At 38.6% G+C, this 16,778-nt stretch carries 19 protein-coding genes; 11 read left to right on the top strand and 8 right to left on the bottom strand.

Annotated elements, in window-relative coordinates; all coding sequences use genetic code 11:
* Positions 1-30 precede the first annotated feature (30 nt).
* Positions 31-411, top strand: coding sequence for a hypothetical protein (locus tag MM239_RS01255; RefSeq protein ID WP_241345942.1), 381 nt, complete (start codon positions 31-33; stop codon positions 409-411).
* A gap of 127 nt (positions 412-538) precedes the next feature.
* Entirely contained in the window at positions 539-1,108 is a 570-nt protein-coding gene (locus MM239_RS01250; RefSeq protein ID WP_241345941.1) for a fasciclin domain-containing protein, read from the top strand.
* Between the two features lie 81 nt (positions 1,109-1,189).
* On the opposite strand, the gene MM239_RS01245 is transcribed toward MM239_RS01250, so the two are convergent.
* From MM239_RS01245 to MM239_RS01235, 3 genes are all read right to left on the bottom strand, one after another.
* Positions 1,190-4,042: a TonB-dependent receptor gene (locus MM239_RS01245; RefSeq protein WP_241345940.1), complete on the bottom strand. Its 2,853-nt coding sequence runs from the start codon at positions 4,040-4,042 to the stop codon at positions 1,190-1,192.
* 132 nt (positions 4,043-4,174) lie between these two features.
* Positions 4,175-4,900 carry a tRNA threonylcarbamoyladenosine dehydratase gene (locus MM239_RS01240; protein ID WP_241345939.1) on the bottom strand — a complete coding sequence of 242 codons (726 nt, stop codon included), beginning with the start codon at positions 4,898-4,900 and terminating at the stop codon, positions 4,175-4,177.
* Positions 4,893-5,543 (bottom strand): TatD family hydrolase, encoded by a 651-nt coding sequence (locus MM239_RS01235; RefSeq protein WP_241345938.1) that lies wholly within the window; start codon positions 5,541-5,543, stop codon positions 4,893-4,895. Before MM239_RS01235 ends, MM239_RS01240 begins: the two co-directional genes overlap by 8 nt.
* Before the next feature lie 219 nt (positions 5,544-5,762).
* Between MM239_RS01235 and MM239_RS01230 the strand changes: the two genes are divergently transcribed.
* Complete coding sequence (locus MM239_RS01230; RefSeq protein ID WP_241345937.1) at positions 5,763-6,173, top strand: hypothetical protein; 411 nt, start codon at positions 5,763-5,765, stop codon at positions 6,171-6,173.
* Positions 6,174-6,185: 12 nt separating this feature from the next.
* Here MM239_RS01230 and MM239_RS01225 read toward each other — a convergent pair whose 3' ends face one another.
* Both MM239_RS01225 and MM239_RS01220 read right to left on the bottom strand, forming a co-directional pair.
* Entirely contained in the window at positions 6,186-7,526 is a 1,341-nt protein-coding gene (locus MM239_RS01225; protein ID WP_241345936.1) for a neutral/alkaline non-lysosomal ceramidase N-terminal domain-containing protein, read from the bottom strand.
* A 21-nt stretch (positions 7,527-7,547) separates the two neighbouring features.
* On the bottom strand, positions 7,548-8,714 hold the full coding sequence (locus tag MM239_RS01220) for an AIR synthase related protein (protein WP_241345935.1): 1,167 nt from the start codon (positions 8,712-8,714) through the stop codon (positions 7,548-7,550).
* Between the two features lie 167 nt (positions 8,715-8,881).
* Between MM239_RS01220 and MM239_RS01215 the strand changes: the two genes are divergently transcribed.
* The 5 genes from MM239_RS01215 (at position 8,882) to MM239_RS01195 (ending at position 12,787) form a co-directional block, all read left to right on the top strand.
* Positions 8,882-10,642 carry a MutS-related protein gene (locus MM239_RS01215; protein WP_241345934.1) on the top strand — a complete coding sequence of 587 codons (1,761 nt, stop codon included), beginning with the start codon at positions 8,882-8,884 and terminating at the stop codon, positions 10,640-10,642.
* Positions 10,643-10,709: 67 nt separating this feature from the next.
* The gene (locus tag MM239_RS01210; RefSeq protein WP_241293629.1) at positions 10,710-10,862 is read left to right on the top strand and encodes a lmo0937 family membrane protein; all 153 of its coding nucleotides are present in this window, start codon (positions 10,710-10,712) and stop codon (positions 10,860-10,862) included.
* Between the two features lie 111 nt (positions 10,863-10,973).
* Positions 10,974-12,119 (top strand): 5-(carboxyamino)imidazole ribonucleotide synthase, encoded by a 1,146-nt coding sequence (locus MM239_RS01205; RefSeq protein WP_241345933.1) that lies wholly within the window; start codon positions 10,974-10,976, stop codon positions 12,117-12,119.
* Positions 12,116-12,631, top strand: a complete 516-nt coding sequence (purE, locus tag MM239_RS01200) for a 5-(carboxyamino)imidazole ribonucleotide mutase (protein WP_241345932.1) — start codon at positions 12,116-12,118, stop codon at positions 12,629-12,631. The genes MM239_RS01205 and purE overlap by 4 nt, the downstream gene beginning before the upstream one ends.
* Before the next feature lie 3 nt (positions 12,632-12,634).
* Positions 12,635-12,787, top strand: coding sequence for a hypothetical protein (locus MM239_RS01195; protein WP_241345931.1), 153 nt, complete (start codon positions 12,635-12,637; stop codon positions 12,785-12,787).
* Here MM239_RS01195 and MM239_RS01190 read toward each other — a convergent pair.
* Positions 12,784-13,239 (bottom strand): hypothetical protein, encoded by a 456-nt coding sequence (locus MM239_RS01190; RefSeq protein WP_241345930.1) that lies wholly within the window; start codon positions 13,237-13,239, stop codon positions 12,784-12,786. The genes MM239_RS01195 and MM239_RS01190 overlap by 4 nt on opposite strands.
* Before the next feature lie 79 nt (positions 13,240-13,318).
* A complete protein-coding gene (locus tag MM239_RS01185) occupies positions 13,319-13,687 on the bottom strand; it encodes a DUF3127 domain-containing protein (protein ID WP_241345929.1) in 369 nt (122 codons plus the stop codon).
* A 359-nt stretch (positions 13,688-14,046) separates the two neighbouring features.
* On the opposite strand from MM239_RS01185, the gene MM239_RS01180 reads away from it, so the two are divergent.
* Positions 14,047-14,649 carry an RNA polymerase sigma factor gene (locus tag MM239_RS01180; RefSeq protein ID WP_241345928.1) on the top strand — a complete coding sequence of 201 codons (603 nt, stop codon included), beginning with the start codon at positions 14,047-14,049 and terminating at the stop codon, positions 14,647-14,649.
* Entirely contained in the window at positions 14,624-14,857 is a 234-nt protein-coding gene (locus MM239_RS01175) for a hypothetical protein (protein WP_241345927.1), read from the top strand. The genes MM239_RS01180 and MM239_RS01175 overlap by 26 nt, the downstream gene beginning before the upstream one ends.
* A gap of 47 nt (positions 14,858-14,904) precedes the next feature.
* On the opposite strand, the gene MM239_RS01170 is transcribed toward MM239_RS01175, so the two are convergent.
* Entirely contained in the window at positions 14,905-15,774 is an 870-nt protein-coding gene (locus MM239_RS01170) for an alpha/beta hydrolase (RefSeq protein ID WP_241345926.1), read from the bottom strand.
* A gap of 329 nt (positions 15,775-16,103) precedes the next feature.
* On the opposite strand from MM239_RS01170, the gene nth reads away from it, so the two are divergent.
* On the top strand, positions 16,104-16,778 hold the full coding sequence (gene nth, locus MM239_RS01165; RefSeq protein WP_241345925.1) for an endonuclease III: 675 nt from the start codon (positions 16,104-16,106) through the stop codon (positions 16,776-16,778).

The following is a 16,778-nucleotide window of genomic DNA, read 5'->3' as shown; positions in this document are numbered from 1 at the left end:
ATATTTAAATCCACTGAAGAACTAACCAAGATGTCAGCTCAGAATTATATTTCCTCAACACAAGCTAAAGGCATTCTGTTCATAATTTTATTTTGCTCTTTTGGCACCTTTGATATATTTGCTCAAAGCGATAAAGAAAGGACAATGCAAGACCTTCCTAGGAACGCCGATGTGGTGTATCCTCACGAAAGTCCTGAATACACCAGTACTGAGTCTAGAAATGAACTCAATAGCAAACAAAATAATCAAATTTTGCTAAAAGAGTCAAAATCTTCAGGAATTAACCTCGTCAAAAAGGAAAACCCGATATATAAACAAGGAAGCGATAAAGAGTTGAAAAAAGAAGGCATGTCAACTTTATCTTTCAATCTTTTTCTATACATAGTAGATCGTTTCAAAGAAGATAATTAAGCAAATACCAATAAACCTAAAACAAATATGGCTAGCTCATCAGGGCTAGCCTTTATTTTTTTCCATAGTAGATAAATCCAGTTTTCACGATCGTTGCGTAATTGCTTACATCTAAAAATAAACCATTATGAAAACTATCAAATCTCTTACCCTAGCGCTATTAGCTATCATGGCAATGTTCACATCTGAATCTTTTGCACAAAAAGAAAAAACTGTAACTGTAGGTGGAGCTCCAATGTATCCTTCTAAAAACATTGTGGAAAACGCAGTAAATTCTAAAGACCACACTACACTTGTAGCGGCAGTAAAAGCTGCTGGATTGGTTGAGACACTTCAAACTCCTGGTCCTTTTACAGTATTTGCTCCTGACAATGCTGCCTTCGAAAAACTCCCTGCTGGAACTGTAGAGTCTCTAGTACAACCAGAAAACAAAGCTACTTTGACTACAATTTTGACTTACCACGTAGTATCTGGAAAAATGGGATCAAAAGAAATTGCTGAAGCTATCAAGAAAGGTAACGGTAAAGCTACACTAACTACTGTTCAAGGTGGTGAATTGACAGCCTGGATGCAAGGTAAAGACCTTTACATCACAGATGAAAACGGTAACAAATCAAAAGTTACTATTGCTGATGTGTACCAGTCTAACGGTGTAATTCACTCTATCGATACTGTAGTGATGCCAAAGTCTGAGTAATCAACCAGCGAGAAATCAATAAAAAAACCGAGATCAAAATTTTGATCTCGGTTTTTTTATTGGTCAAAAGTCCCAAACAACTTACCAACTGCGACCTCCCTGCATCATTCTCATTCCAGGGCCTCCTTGCTGAGACTGATTTCTTTCAGGTTGCTTGAAGCTGCCTATATGATATGTAAATGTCAATAAAGCATATCTGGTAAGTACACGGGTAAACGTATCTGTGATAGACACATCATTGATTGTTCTAGCAATGGCATTGTTTTGACCCAACAAATCAAATACTGTTACCTTTACCTCACCTTTATTGTTTTTCAAGAATCTATAGCCACCCTCAATATTCCATAACCATACGGATTGATCTAGTCCAGCTGATAGTCCTCTGTACAAAGCATTGTTCACGACATTGGAAACAAATAACTTCCCATTGTTTGGTGAATAGTAAAGTCTAATATTTGAGTTTTGGACGTAATAGTTATTATTTAAACTCGTTTGAAGGGAAGAATTTACAATTGTGTAAGTACCCGTAGTGGAGAGTGTAAAATCAAAATCCTTGCTGATATTCGACGTCAAGGTAACACCTTGACTCAAGTCAATGTTATCATTCAAGTTTCTTTGTCCGTTAATGATACCGGGAGTTCTGTTAAATGAAACAGAAGTGTTAGAGTTGAATTGTGACTTGATCCCTTTTATCGGTGCGCCATAGGTGGCAAACACCCTACCGTTGAATCTACCACCAAGGTTTTCTGGCCTACTCAATTGTCCCCCTGGTCTCAACAATACCTCATCATTGATCAGCGTATCTACTTGCGTCACAAAAGTCGAATTCCCTATAAAGTTCTCTGTCAATGAAGCAAAAGCAAACACAAAGAAAGTCCTTGATTTTTCCAAGTTGAGCTTTCCAACATTTACGAAAAGGTTATGATTGAACGACTGACCCAAATTTGGATTACCTACACTTAAATTTAGTGGGTTTGAATTGTTGATTACATTCTGCAACTGGTTGACTGAAGGCTCTTGTGTAGAAGTCCTATACCTCATTCTAAAGGTGGTTCCCTTTTCAGAATTTCTGTAATTAAGATTTACACCAGGTAGGAAGTTACTAAAAGTTCTATTGAAAATACCTACTTGTGGGAAAATAGCCTCGTTATCTTGCTGAGCATATTGATAATCCAAATTGGCGTTCACATTCCAGTTCTTATAGTTGTACCTGTAGCCGATACTTGGGTTTTGAACTAGGAACCTGTTGTCAAAAACGTTACTTAGCGCTGTATCCAATACCACAGCATTAAGTTCTGGTATGATATTGAATGTCTGCTGGTCTGCTGAAGATTTATTGTTCGCCACTTGATAAGAGAAGGTTAACAAGCTAGTGGTATTCAATGGCTCTGTCCACTGCATATTGGCTCTATAGTTGAAGCCTTCTGTAAGTCCCAAGGTCTCTTGATTGATCGTATCACCAATATTTCGAATAAAATCTCTGTTCACTGCATAAAGTGTAGCGTAAGAATCCCTATTGTTGATTGCTGTAAACAAAGAAGTTGACAAGGTTCTCCCTTGCTTCTCGAATTTATACCTGTAGACTAAGTTATTTGAGAAGTTGATGCTAGAAGATTCAGCGTCAGAGATTGACCTTGTACTACTCAACGGGTCAAACAGGTTGTTCACTGTAAGTGCATCCCTATCAGAAAAGGTATTATTAGTAGTGTAATTCAAACTTGGAGAAATAATCAATGCATTTTTTGGATTGATATCATATTCGATTCTAGCGTTGGCTCGGTGATTTCCAGATTCCACTGTGTTGATCAAATCTTCTGTATAAAACTGACTATTGGTTTCCGAAAGAAGGATTTCTCTGTTGGTAAAACTGCTAAGATTGTTTCTAGAACGGCTGTAAAAATAGCTACCAGTGACATTTGTTTTTGTTCCCCATTTGTCAGAATAGTTGATCCCCATGCTGTTGGTAGTGATGATACCATTATCTTGACCTCCACCAAAATTGGGAACACCACCTCTGCCTCCACCTCCTGGTCTTCCACCACCGCCTGTACCTCCACCAAGGTCCTCTTGCGAGAAATTCTGCTGATTGATATTGTTAAATAGGCCTACCAATGATACTCTCCTATCACCTTTGAAAATATTTACACTTCCACCTGCTGAGTACCTATCATCTGTACCATAGCCAGCATAGACCCTACCAAAAACCCCTTGCCTTCTATCACTCCTTGTTACAATGTTGATAGTCCTGGAGTAGTTTCCATCATCAAAACCAGTCAATCTAGACTGATCAGATCTTTGATCTAAAATCTCCACCCTATCAATAACATCCGCTGGAAGATTTCTCATGGCTAGAAATGGATCATTTCCAAAAAACTCCCTACCATCTACTAGCACCTTTTGTACCTGCTCTCCTCGTGCTTGCACCTGTCCATTTTGAATGGTTACACCTGGGAGTTTCCTGATGAGATCTTCTGCGTCTGCATTTTCTCTAGTTTTGAATGCATTCGCATTGAAGGATGTAGTATCGCCTTTTTGCTCCCCAACAATGATCTGCCCCTCTATGACTACTTCTCCGAGAAGTTTACTGTCTTCTCTGAGTGCAATTATCCCAAGGTCTAGCTCATCTCGCATCCCAAGTTCTTTGGTGAATTTCTCAAAACCTAAAAATGAAACTTCTACAATAACAGTAGGAACCCATGGCCTACTCAATTCGAAATTTCCGTCGATATCTGTTACTGTAGAAACTAAGATCGAATCTGCAACAGTTTTGATCATGACATTTGCTCCTATCATAGGAAGTTTACTAGGTCCTTCTACAACTTTCCCCTTTACCTTGAGGTCAGGCCTCTGTCCTTGCCCTCTTTGAGCAATTACCTGATCAGGTAATACCATCATTATCAATAAGAAAATAAGCGCACTGTAAATAATTTTCATTCTTTTTGGCTTTTAAATCGACACTTAGACTTACCGAGTTGATAAAAAGTTTAAAGCATATACACCAATAATTTTGAATGGAAAAATTACAGTTTGAAAGGTAAAAAATTAGGCTGAAATACGCCCTTAAAACTAACTTGCCAATAGATCATTAATCACCACGGAAGCACAGCTACAGCCAAATGCTGCTGGCAAGAATGACATTGTTCCATAGGCTGATTTTTTAAAATTAGTTCCATCAGTCATCATCAAGCTTTCTTTGTTATACAACTCAGTAGAAAACACCGCCTTGAAACCCGAAGAAATTCCCTTATTCTTTATTCTTTTTCTCACATGCTTTGCCAATTTACAATTGTATGTTTCTGAAATATCTGCTATTCTGATCTGAGTAGGGTCTACTTTTCCTCCTGCACCCATAGAACTGACTAAAGGAAACCCCCTTAAATAAGCACTTTCTATAAGGTGCAATTTGGGTGAAAAACTATCTATACAATCAACAACATAGTCAAACTCATTTTCCTGAAGTAACCTGAACATAGCCCCTGGTTTCAAAAATTGTCTGATGACATTGATTTTCAAGTGTGGATTGATCGCAAGCAAGCGCTCTTCCATCCACTCAGCCTTGGATTGTCCTACATTTTTTTGCGTAGCAGGAAGCTGCCTGTTGCAATTGCTTACATCTACTGCATCCCCATCAATGATTGTCAATTCCCCAATTCCACTTCTGCATATAAATTCAGCCGCAAAAGAACCAACTCCTCCTAGTCCCACAACCAAAACATGCTTCTTTGCTAGTTTTTCCAATCCATCTCTTCCTACTATCAGTTCTGTGCGTGAAAGCCAAGCCAAATTATCCATCTATTTTATTATTTGATATACTGTTCCAATTTTTGATAACCTGATCTGCCAAAACTTCTTCAGGAATTTGCAAAATTAATGAAGACCTCTCAAAAACTTCATCTATTTTTATGTCAACATCATCTGTCTCAAAAAAAATTCGGTTTAAAGAAATCATTTTCAAGCTCTTGAGTGCTGATGATTTTTCTTGAAATATTGCTGATCCAAAAGAAAAATAGATTGGAAACTCTTGTACAGACTTCATAATTTCAGGCTTAGAGTTATAGCCATGCCAAATGATGGCTGGGATATGCTGCAACTCCTTGAGCATACGCTGAAGTAAATGCAAGCCTTTTACTTGATGCATGATTACAGGTAAACCCCAAGAATAAGCCAGCTTCAACTGAGCTTTGAAAGCCTGAAATTGTATTTCAGGATCTTCTATTCCTCTTATCAAATCGAACCCACACTCACCTATTGCCACAAAGTTGCTATCTGAAGCAATCGCTGATATATTTTTGTATTGAATCTCCCAATTTTCAGTAACATCCCATGGATGTATTCCCATAGAATACCAACCATCCTCCTTTGGAGCCGTAAGGTCAGCTTGATATACTGACAAGGCTCGTTTCTTGAAGTGTGTATGTACGTCCAAATACTTCATGCTATAGCAAGGTATATATTGTCTGCCGAGAATCATAGCGTTTTAAGACTGGAATAGTTTTGGTTTAATCCATAGAATGAGTCGAAAACCATCCGATTTAGAATCTGCATTGTAATTCTATTCCTTTGAATATTTGCATGTTGGTTTTCAAAAACAATATTTTGAGACATATTAGCAAAAAAAATCGTCTCGACTTTGAATGTAATCAAGTAACAGATAATGAATATCATCAAGAATATATTTCTGCTGTGCATCATGAACTACATGGTGTCTTGTAATCAACTAGATAATGTGGTTGTAGAAAATTTAAGCGGTAAGTTTGAAGGAACTTTTGAGCGCGTAGAAAGTGGTATAAGTCTTGGACTATCTGAAGTGAGTCTTGAGTTTGAAGGAAATACCTACAAAGGATCACACAAGGAGCCTAGATACCCTGTGATTTGCAATGGATCCTACAGTATCGAAGACGCAAAGGTTATTTTTGCTAATGATTGCTTCTTTACGGCTGACTTTGATTGGTCTTTGATACTCAATGGAGAGTATGACGCGATGCTTTCTGGTCAGGAACTGACTTTGACAAGAAACAATGGCAATTTCGAAGATACCTATAGACTCAAAAGAGTAGAAAAGTAGATTCAAAGAATATCACCTCCACGGCTTATCTATTAGACCACGAATGAGGGTGTCAAAATAAGCGCCATTTCCAGGACCAAACCAATTCATATCTCTCACCTCATTATGATTTCTATCATAATATTGGTCAGGAGTGATATAACCTATATAAGTACCATTGAAAGCTGTAATGATCAGGTTTAAGCCCTCCTGTTTGGCAAACTCTTCCCAATCAGCCATAAAGACTCCTGAAACTTCACCACTACTACTTATCAACAAAGTATTGCCAATCAACAAGGCATCAAAATGAGGATCTACTTCACCAAATACCCACTTGAACAAAGCTGGGTTCAACCTAATGTTATCACTCAACCTGTATTGTGCTTCTCTCAATGAAACTTTTAGCTGACCAAAGCCTAGTGTTTTTGATTTTATTGGCTGCAGTCTAATTACATTTTCCTGACTCTGATCGAAGATATGATTTGCGTATGATTTGGTATCTTCTGGAGAATCACCCTGAGCTACAGGTGCATGGCTACCAACAGTGCCAGCTGCATACATCGCAAATTCATAAATACTTGATTCATAATCCTCCATCAAATAATGAGGGTAGTCTCCCGACAGACCCATAAACTTCCTATCCAAGGTAGTGGCATGAGCCGAATAGGTCAAAAAAATTCCTCGTCGCCCATTATGCTTTTGAAAAATCAATTGTCTTACATAAGGATCTACTGAATCTCCTGCTATAAAACGATTGCTTACCAAGCCCTCAGTCTTTGATATTTGATAATTGATATAGGCCGTATCTTGATCAGCAAGTGCAGACTTGATACTGGTAAGGGTTTGGTCCTTCAAAAAATCTACGATCTTTTGATCAAATCCTCCAAATGCAAAATCTCCCATCAAGCCTGGTATATACCCACCAATGCCACTATGGGTATGGGTGGCCGTGAAATAAAGGTGATCTACAGGTATCTTTTCATCCAGTACAGCATCTTGAATCAGTTTGGATAAATATGGGTGGATGATCATCAGCTCATAGCTGAGCACGGCAACATTACTTTCCCCATTTCCTATCACTAATGCCCTAACATAGCTGCTATCCTGGACAAACTCATATTGACCACGAGGCTTATACCCCACCAAAGACGCTCCTTCCTTCGGAGTAGCATTTACCTTCGACCAGCCTACCAGCCATATGTCACCATCATTCAGCTCCGGGCGAAGTTTTTCAAGGCGACTCATTGTATCCCTATAGAAATCATTTGCCTGCACCGGACTTCTATCTACTCCTGAAGTCAAAAGTACACCGATCAAAAGCACGATAAACACACCAATAAAAAATGCCGACAAAGATTTATAGATGATATTCATCTTGGATATAGGAATGCCTTGTTACTCGTATATAAAAGTGCCATGAGCACCTTTGACTGTTACTTTTTTTCCATTATGAGGAAGCACTCTGCCAATGATTTGAGCATCCACACCATAACTCTTAGATATATCGATCACTTCCTGGGCATACTGCTCATGCAAATAGACTTCCATCCTATGACCCATGTTGAACACTTTGTACATTTCTTGCCAATCTGTACCACTTTCTTCCTGAATGATTTTGAAAAGTGGTGGGGTTTCGAACAAGTTGTCTTTGACCACGTGCACATCATCTACAAAGTGAAGCACTTTTGTCTGCGCACCTCCACTACAATGGACAATGCCATTGATCTGTGACCTCAATTGCTTCAGCACTTCCACCATGATAGGGGCATAAGTACGCGTAGGAGACAAGACTAACTTGCCCACATCTACAGATGTACCTGGTGCTGGGTCTGTCAAGTTATATTTACCAGCATAGACTAGATCATCTGGTACTGCTGGATCAAAGCTTTCGGGAAACTTTGTCTTCAATACTTTGGCAAAAACATCATGTCTAGCTGAAGTAAGGCCATTGCTACCCATTCCTCCATTGTATGCATCCTCATAGTTTGCCTGCCCATAGGACGATAGCCCCACGATGACATCTCCACCTTTAATCTTATCGTTTGATATCACTTCGTCCCGCTTCATCCTGCAAGTCACCGTGCTATCCACAATTATTGTCCTTACCAAATCTCCAACATCAGCGGTCTCACCTCCAGTCAACACCACATTGACACCATTATCTCTTAACATCTGTAGTACTTCTTCTGTACCATTTATTATTGCAGAGATTACTTCTCCAGGTACCAAATGCTTGTTTCTTCCTATGGTAGAAGAGACCAAAATGTTATTTATAGCCCCAACACAAAGTAAATCATCTGTATTCATGATGATAGCATCTTGTGCTATACCTTTCCATACACTAAGGTCTCCGGTCTCCTTCCAATACATATAAGCTAAAGAAGACTTGGTGCCAGCTCCATCTGCATGCATGATATTGCAATAATCAGGGTCGTTGCCTAAAGTATCTTCTACAATCTTACAAAATGCCTTTGGAAATAGCCCTTTATCTAGCTTGGAAATCGCCTTGTGTACATCTTCTTTGGAAGCTGAAACACCTCGCTGCATATACCTTTCGTTCATGGGGGTACTGATGTTGGTTTTTATGGAAGACAAAGGTAAGGATAATATGGGTATTGGGTAAAAATTTTGTTCCAATTCATCCGAATTCCATAAAGGAGACAAAATTTAAACCTTGTATTTCATATTCAAACCAGACAGTTTTAGTTTTAAAGCACTAATTTTACCTCATGATATTTGACGTTAACTTTGACGCTCTTGAAAAAGAGCTCTCCATTACCAATAGAAAAGCGGTTACACTTTCGATACTGAGACTATTATTGTTTTTTTTGATTCTCGCAGTAGTCGTGGTAGGATTAAGTGAATGGAGACTTTTACTTATTTGCATTCCTTTTATGATTGCCGCATTTGTTTATCTCATCATCTCTTTCAATTTCCAAAAGGACAAAGAAGCATTTGTAAAGCAATTGGTGCAAATTGAAAAAGATCATACCATGCGGAACAAGAGAGATTTGAGCTCATTTGATTCTGGAGACTTGTTTCAAGAAAAAAATCACCCATTTGCTAGTGATCTCGACCTATTCGGTCAGCATTCATTGTATCAGCTTTTAAATCATACGGTAAACGAAAGTGGAAGCAAGACTTTGGCCAAATGGATGAAAAGCCCTTTTGATCCTAGTTTGGCCAAAAAAAGAAGTGAAACCATTAAAGAATTGTCCCAAAAACCGAAATTGCTTAAATCATTTGAAGGTGTGGGTAGGGCATTTTCGAGTAAAGAAAAATCAAAACATTCGTTTTATTCTTGGTTGAACCAACCACAAACGCTGATTTCTTGGTTATTAATTCCTATGATCCTTGGACCACTTGGGGGTTTGGGGATTTTGACTGGAACTTTGTTTTTTGACTTAGCTTATGGTTGGATAGGGATTTGGATCTTACTTGGGATGATTTTTTTGAGTTTGGTTTTCAAATCGCTTATGGAAGCTGCTGCAGTCCTTCCCAATAAAGGTGACATAAAAACCTATCGGGTTTGGTCTGAACTTTTGGCAAAAGAAAAGTTTGAAGCTGACTACCTACAGTCTCTCCACGCACCATTCACTAGAGAAGAGAGTTCAGCTAGAGAAGTTTTTGATGCATTGGAACAAATGACATTTCTTATTCAGAACCGAGGCAACATGGTCTACATTGTGATTAACCTACTGTTTTGGACAGATATATATTTGTACAGAAAGCTCATTTCATGGAAAAAGAAGCACGCTTTACTCCTTGCACAGTGGGAGCATGAATTTGATGAATGGCAAGCTATTACATCACTGGCCGCTTTTGAGCATTCGGAAATTCAGTCCTGCAAATTAGAGTGGATAGACCAGAAATCTATCCATGTTGTCAATATCAAGCATCCCTTGTTGTACTCAGGAAAGGCCATTGGGAACGATTTTTCAATGGACGAAAATACCAAAACTATACTACTTACAGGAGCAAACATGTCAGGAAAGACTACTTTCATGAGAACTTTGGGAATCAACATGGTTTTGGCAAATTTGGGCCTATCTCCCTTTGCAGATCATTTTGAAATGGGGCCATTCCAGTTGTTCACCAGTATGAGGAATAGTGACAACCTTGGAGAGAGTGTGAGCTCATTCTATGCAGAACTTTCTAGGATAAAGCGTGTCTTGGATGAAGCGGATAATGGTCAAAATGTGTTTTTTCTACTAGATGAAATATTAAAAGGAACAAATACGGAAGACCGAATCATGGGGTCTGAAGCACTTATAAAACAGCTCGCAGGTACCAATAGTAAAGGGATCATATCTACTCATGACATCGAACTAAGCACACTAGAAAATTCCCTTAACTACCTAACAAACAAAAGCTTCCATTCCGAAATAACTGATCAAGAGATATTTTTTGATTACAAGATCAAAAACGGACCGTGTTTGAGCTTTAATGCACATAAATTAATGGAATTGATGGGAATTCGATTCCAGTAATTAGAAATGTTGGCATAGTAGTTGTTTAATACCATATAAATCAATTATTTACTTAAACCAACTAGCTATGAATTCTTTATTGTATTTGGTCGCACTGATTTTGATTATCGGTTGGGTCCTAGGTTTCTTTATTTACAGTGTAGGTGGATTGATCCACATCTTGTTAGTATTAGCTGTTATTTCGATACTGCTTAGACTTATTGGCGGCCGTTCTGTATAGACAGCGACGGCAATCACCCTAAATATCACAAAGCTCCAGAATGGGGCTTTTTTTTTTATTCATGCCATGGCTTATCATTTTTCCTTATTTTTGCATTCAAATAAATATACAGTGCAGGAAAATTATCAAAAAAAGACCTTAGGAATACTTGGAGGTGGCCAACTGGGAAGGATGGTTATCCAATCCGCTATCAATTACAACATAGATATTCATATCCTTGACCCTGATCCTAATGCACCTTGCAAATCAATAGCACATGATTTCCAGCAAGGGTCATTGACTGACTTTGACACAGTATATGCATTTGGAAAAGCTTGCGATATAATCACAATCGAAATCGAGAATGTAAATACCGAAGCACTACAGCGATTGGTAGATGAAGGAAAAGAAGTATATCCACAGCCTCATTTGATCAAGTTGATTCAAGATAAAAGAGAGCAAAAGCAATTTTATAAAGCGAAGGGCATTCCTACTGCTGATTTCATTTTGACTGATGATCGCCATGCTGTAAAGCAACAAGTAGGATTTTTACCTGCCGTAAATAAACTGGGAAAAGATGGTTATGATGGGAGAGGAGTGCAAGTACTCAGGTCAGAAGCTGATTTGGACAAAGCCTTTGATGCGCCAGGGCTTTTAGAAAAACTCATAGATTTTGATAAAGAGCTTGCAGTAATTGTATCAAGAAACAAGAGAGGAGAATTAGTAGCCTACCCTGCGGTAGAGTGTGCTTTTCACCCAACAGCAAACCTTGTGGAGTTTCTGTTTGCACCTGCATCAGTAAGTGAGGAGATTGAGCAAAAAGCAAAAAATATAGCAATACAAGTGATCGAATCTCTTGATTTGATTGGAATTTTAGCTGTGGAGCTATTTGTCACCAAATCAGGAGAAATCTTGGTCAATGAGATTGCGCCTAGACCTCACAACTCCGGACACCACACCATAGAAGCTAACTATACTTCCCAGTTCGAGCAGCACCTCCGTGCTGTAATGAATATGCCACTAGGCAACTCAGAGCTGAGAACTCCCGCCGCCATGGTGAATTTACTTGGAGAGGAGGGATACAATGGAGAGGCATTGGTAGAAGGCTTGGATGAAGCTTTGTCAGAGCGAGGTGTTTATGTTCATCTTTATGGTAAAAAAATCACTAAACCATTTAGAAAAATGGGGCATGCTACAGTCTTGGATGAAAGTGTAGATAAGCTTAAGGAACGTGCGATGCGAATTAAAGATATTATAAAAATTAAGACAGAATCATGAGCAAGCAAGTAGGAATAATCATGGGAAGTAAATCAGATCTTCCTATCATGTCAGAAGCAGCCAAAGCACTGGAAGAACTAGGAGTAAGCTATGAGCTGACAGTAGTGTCCGCACATCGTACCCCTCATAGAATGATAGAGTATGCAGAAAATGCTCGCCAGAGGGGAATCAAAGTAATCATTGCTGGGGCTGGAGGAGCCGCACATCTACCTGGAATGGTTGCATCGCTTACCTCACTTCCAGTGATCGGAGTACCTATCTTATCTTCCAACTCTATCGATGGCTGGGATAGTATCTTATCTATATTGCAAATGCCGGGAGGTATCCCTGTGGCAACTGTTGCACTCAATGGAGCAAAAAATGCTGGTATCTTGGCTGCCTCTATCGTTGGTACATTTGATCCCAAAGTCGCAGAGCAATTAGACAATTACAAAAAAGACCTCAAGCAAAAGGTTGAAGACAGTGCAAGAGAAATAGAACTCAAAGGCTGGAAAGAAGGTCTTGATGATTAAGAAATGGACTTCAATAGAATCATAAAATTCAAAATTGGAAAAGAAAATTGGGAAATGCCCCTAGGCGTATTATTACTTCTAGGGGGTATTACCCTGATTATGGTGTTTGGAGGTCTTTATGTTGGCTTTAAGTTTGGAGAGCAGATGCAGCCCTAGTCTAAAAACAAGCCCCAACCATCGTCATAACGCTCTGAATCATCAAAACCTTTTATCCACGCTTTGAATAGTCCCCTAAACTCATCGATTGCATCACGGAGCAATTGGAGATGGTCTTCGGCATGGGTTCCTTCCATTGCAAGCTGATAAGTCAAACTGTGCAAACTTTTGGCATGCACTTTCATAATCACTGCATTTTCCATTTTGATGATATAATCGTCCACTGGATGAGCTCCAGCAAATTTTGAGGAAAGCAGAACGGCACTTTCTAGCATCAATCCACCGTATAGTTCTTTCCTTGCTTCATCCAAAGAACCGACCAAGGCTTTAGTCAACCCGAAAATATCTTTTGCTTTTTGCTTTAATGGGTGATTTTCAATCTCATCTCTTCTGCGCCGAAAATCATTTATATCATCCTCGTCAAAATCATCATTATCAAAGTCGTCCCACATCTATTTATTGTTTATCTTGAAAAGTTGCTGTCTCATTATTTTTTGACTTTAATAATGAGACAGCTTTTGATTTCTTTACTTAGAAAGGAAGAACGTCCCCTTCATCACTAGAAAATGAAGTCACATCAGGCATTGCAGCAGCATTTGCACTCGCTTGCGGCGCTGATGCACCAGAATTGCTTCCGTTTTGCTTGTCCACTTTCCATGCCTTCACATCCGTATACCACCTTCCATTGTATTCTCTACTTTCGATTTCGATACCGACATTCACCTCTTCACCCTGTTGCAAATTGAATTGATCGATTTTATCTCCCCATACAGTCAAGGCTACTTTTTTTGGATAATTACCTCCTGTTTCCAAGATATAATCCTTTTTTCTCCATGTCCCATTACGGCCATTTCCGCTTTGTTCAGGTAAAATCTGAACAATTTTTCCATTAATTTCCATATAGCTATTGATTTGATTTCTTCTGAAAAACGAAGGTAATAAAATCAGCTAAGAATCCCCATGAATCAAGTCACCCTATATAAATGTTGGTTTGATTTTTGTAACTGACAGCAAAACCTATATTTTTTTTCATTTAGCTAGAAATGGATTATTCCAAATAAAATTTCACTTAAAAAAGGTAAACATGCAAATATCTAAAGTATCATTGGGTTTTACCAAGATGAAAATCAATAAAAAAACCTATGAAGTATTGCAAGATAATTTTCGAATGAATACATTTGGAAAGATACATCAAATTGTTTCAAAATAAATATATACTATGGCATAAACCTCTACGTTAAAAATTAAGTCAAATCAGTATGAGTAAAAGGATTGGTCCTAAGGACAGCGAGCTGATCTCCCAATACAGAGGAGGTAGAGAAGCTGCGTTTGAAATGTTGGTAGAAAGATATCAATCAAGGGTATTTACCACTATTTATCTGATTGTCAAAGATCGTGGCGTAGCAGAGGATTTATTGCAAGATGTATTCGTGAAGGTTGTTCAGACATTAAGCTCTGACCGATACAATGAAGAGGGCAAATTTCAGCCTTGGCTGATGAGAATTGCTCACAATTTAGCTATAGATTATTTCAGAAAAGCAAAACGATACCCTACTATCATCATGGAAGATGGTGAGAATGTATTCAACACGCTTCAGTTTGCTGATGTAAACATTGAAGACCAAAAAATCAAGGAGGATACATTGGAAATGGTAAGGAGACTCATTGACGAGCTACCAGAAAGTCAAAAGCAAGTTCTCATCATGAGACACTACATGGATTTGAGCTTTCAGGAGATTGCTGAACAAACGGGAGTCAGCATCAACACAGCATTAGGAAGAATGAGATACGCTTTGATCAATATGAGGAAAAAATTGAAACAACTAAATGTAGCCTATGATAAAACAATTTACCCCAAATGACTTGGTAAGATATATCTACCAAGAAATGAATGAGGGTGAGCGTGAGCTTCTTATGCAGGCCTTGCATGAAGATGAGTCTTTGATGCAAGAATATGTAGAAATGCTGAGCACAATAGAGAAGTTAGACCAAGTCACACTCCAACCTTCAGAAAAAGTAGTCAAGGCCATTTTCAAAATGGCGAAATCTACAGGACTCGAAAAAGTCTAAAAATCGAATAAGAATTATGGTGGGCTCGGATATTTCCGAGCCTTTTTTTAATCTATTTGAGCCTTGATGAATTCAGCAGCTTGAGCTATCATCTCCACATATACTGCAAATGAAAAACCGTGCTGCGCACCTTGAACATACCTATGAGACATTGGTACATTGTTATTTTTGAGCGTCTGTTCTAGAAGTTGACTTTGCTGGATAGGCACCACATTGTCAGCTGTACCATGAAAAAACACAGTCGGAACGCTAGTATTTTCTATATGATTAACTGGACTTGAATCAATATATCGCTGTGCCTGATTGGTAGGACTTCCTCCATGCAATGCCTCTATAAGTAAAGTTGTTATCAAATTGAACCCATGGAATGACGGAAAATCAGTTGGAGGGAAAAATGCCAACACGGCTTTGACAGATCGATCTGTATTATTCTTGTAAGCGTGAAGCAAGGCTAAATGACCTCCTGCACTCGCTCCTGCAATTACTATCTCTGGAGCTACTCCCCACTTTGAAGCATTTGTTTTGATATACGCTATAGCTTCAAGTACATCCTCTTCTTGGTTAGGAAAGCGATTGCTCCCTGTATTGATATTGAAAAGTCGGTAATTGAGTGAAACGAAAGCATACCCCTCAAATGATTGCTCAAACCTCTCTTTGAAAGCAACAAACTCTGACTTATCACCATCCGTCCATGCACCTCCATGAATCCATACCAGTACTTTGGTATCTTCACTAGACCTGCCTGATGGAAGGTAAACGTCCATTGCTTGGCGTGGATGACTTCCATATATCTCATCCACCATCTCTACTGAGACAGAAGTATCTAATGAAGGGTCAATTTCTTCCACTTCATTGCATCCAAGAAGTATGAAACACCAGATCGACCAAACCGACAAAAGGACTAAATGTTTTTTCATAAGATTCAATTTGAATTGTTTAAGACTTGACTATGTATGCTTCTTTGATATTTTTTTGATAAGCATATGCCCACACCAATGCAACATTCTTCGTTTACAATCAAGCTGTTTTTAATAGGTTGAAGTACTGCGAGTGAATTTTCTAGAGCTAAAATTATTCCAATATTGAAAAAAATTGTAATCCCTCAACGTCAAAATTATAGAAAAAACACAACTTTTAGGAATTAATGTTTATTCCATTCAAAACAAAATCAATAGAAAGACTATTGATGATTTGTTTAAATTTGTTAGTTGCTATCTAAATTTTCAATTATCAAAGTTTGTCTAATATGCTAAAGAAAGAGAGATACGCTGCATTTATAGATCATTTTGAATCTAATATGCCAGTAGCGGAAACAGAGTTGGAGTATGAAAACCCCTTTCAGCTACTTGTAGCCGTAGTCCTCAGCGCTCAATGCACCGACAAAAGAGTGAATATTGTAACAAAGACTTTATTTGAACATTTTCCTAGTCCCGAGCATTTAGCGTCTTCCCATTTTGATGAATTATTCCCGTTTATAAAAAGCATTTCCTATCCAAACAACAAGACCAAACATCTTTTGGGTTTAGGGAAAATGCTCGTCGAAGAGTTCGGCAGTGAAGTCCCCTCGACCGTAGATGAATTGATCAAGCTTCCGGGAGTGGGTCGCAAGACAGCCAACGTGATCACCTCAGTAGTATGGAATCAGCCCAATATGGCTGTCGACACACACGTTTTTAGAGTTTCTAAAAGACTTGGACTTGTACCACAAACTGCAAAAACTCCCCTGGAGGTGGAAAAACAACTGGTCAAAAACATCCCTGAAAGATTTATTCACAAAGCGCATCATTGGCTCATATTGCACGGAAGGTACATTTGCCTTGCCAGAAAACCAAAATGTGAAGCTTGCAATATCACTCATTTCTGCCGATACTTCGAAAAAGAGAATAAGGTGAAGGCTATCATTACCGAAAAAAAATCGTAA

Source organism: Belliella filtrata (genome assembly GCF_022549775.1).
GTDB lineage: Bacteria > Bacteroidota > Bacteroidia > Cytophagales > Cyclobacteriaceae > Belliella > Belliella filtrata.
Note: the sequence above shows the minus strand (reverse complement) of the source record. Positions and strands in the feature narration are given on the sequence as shown.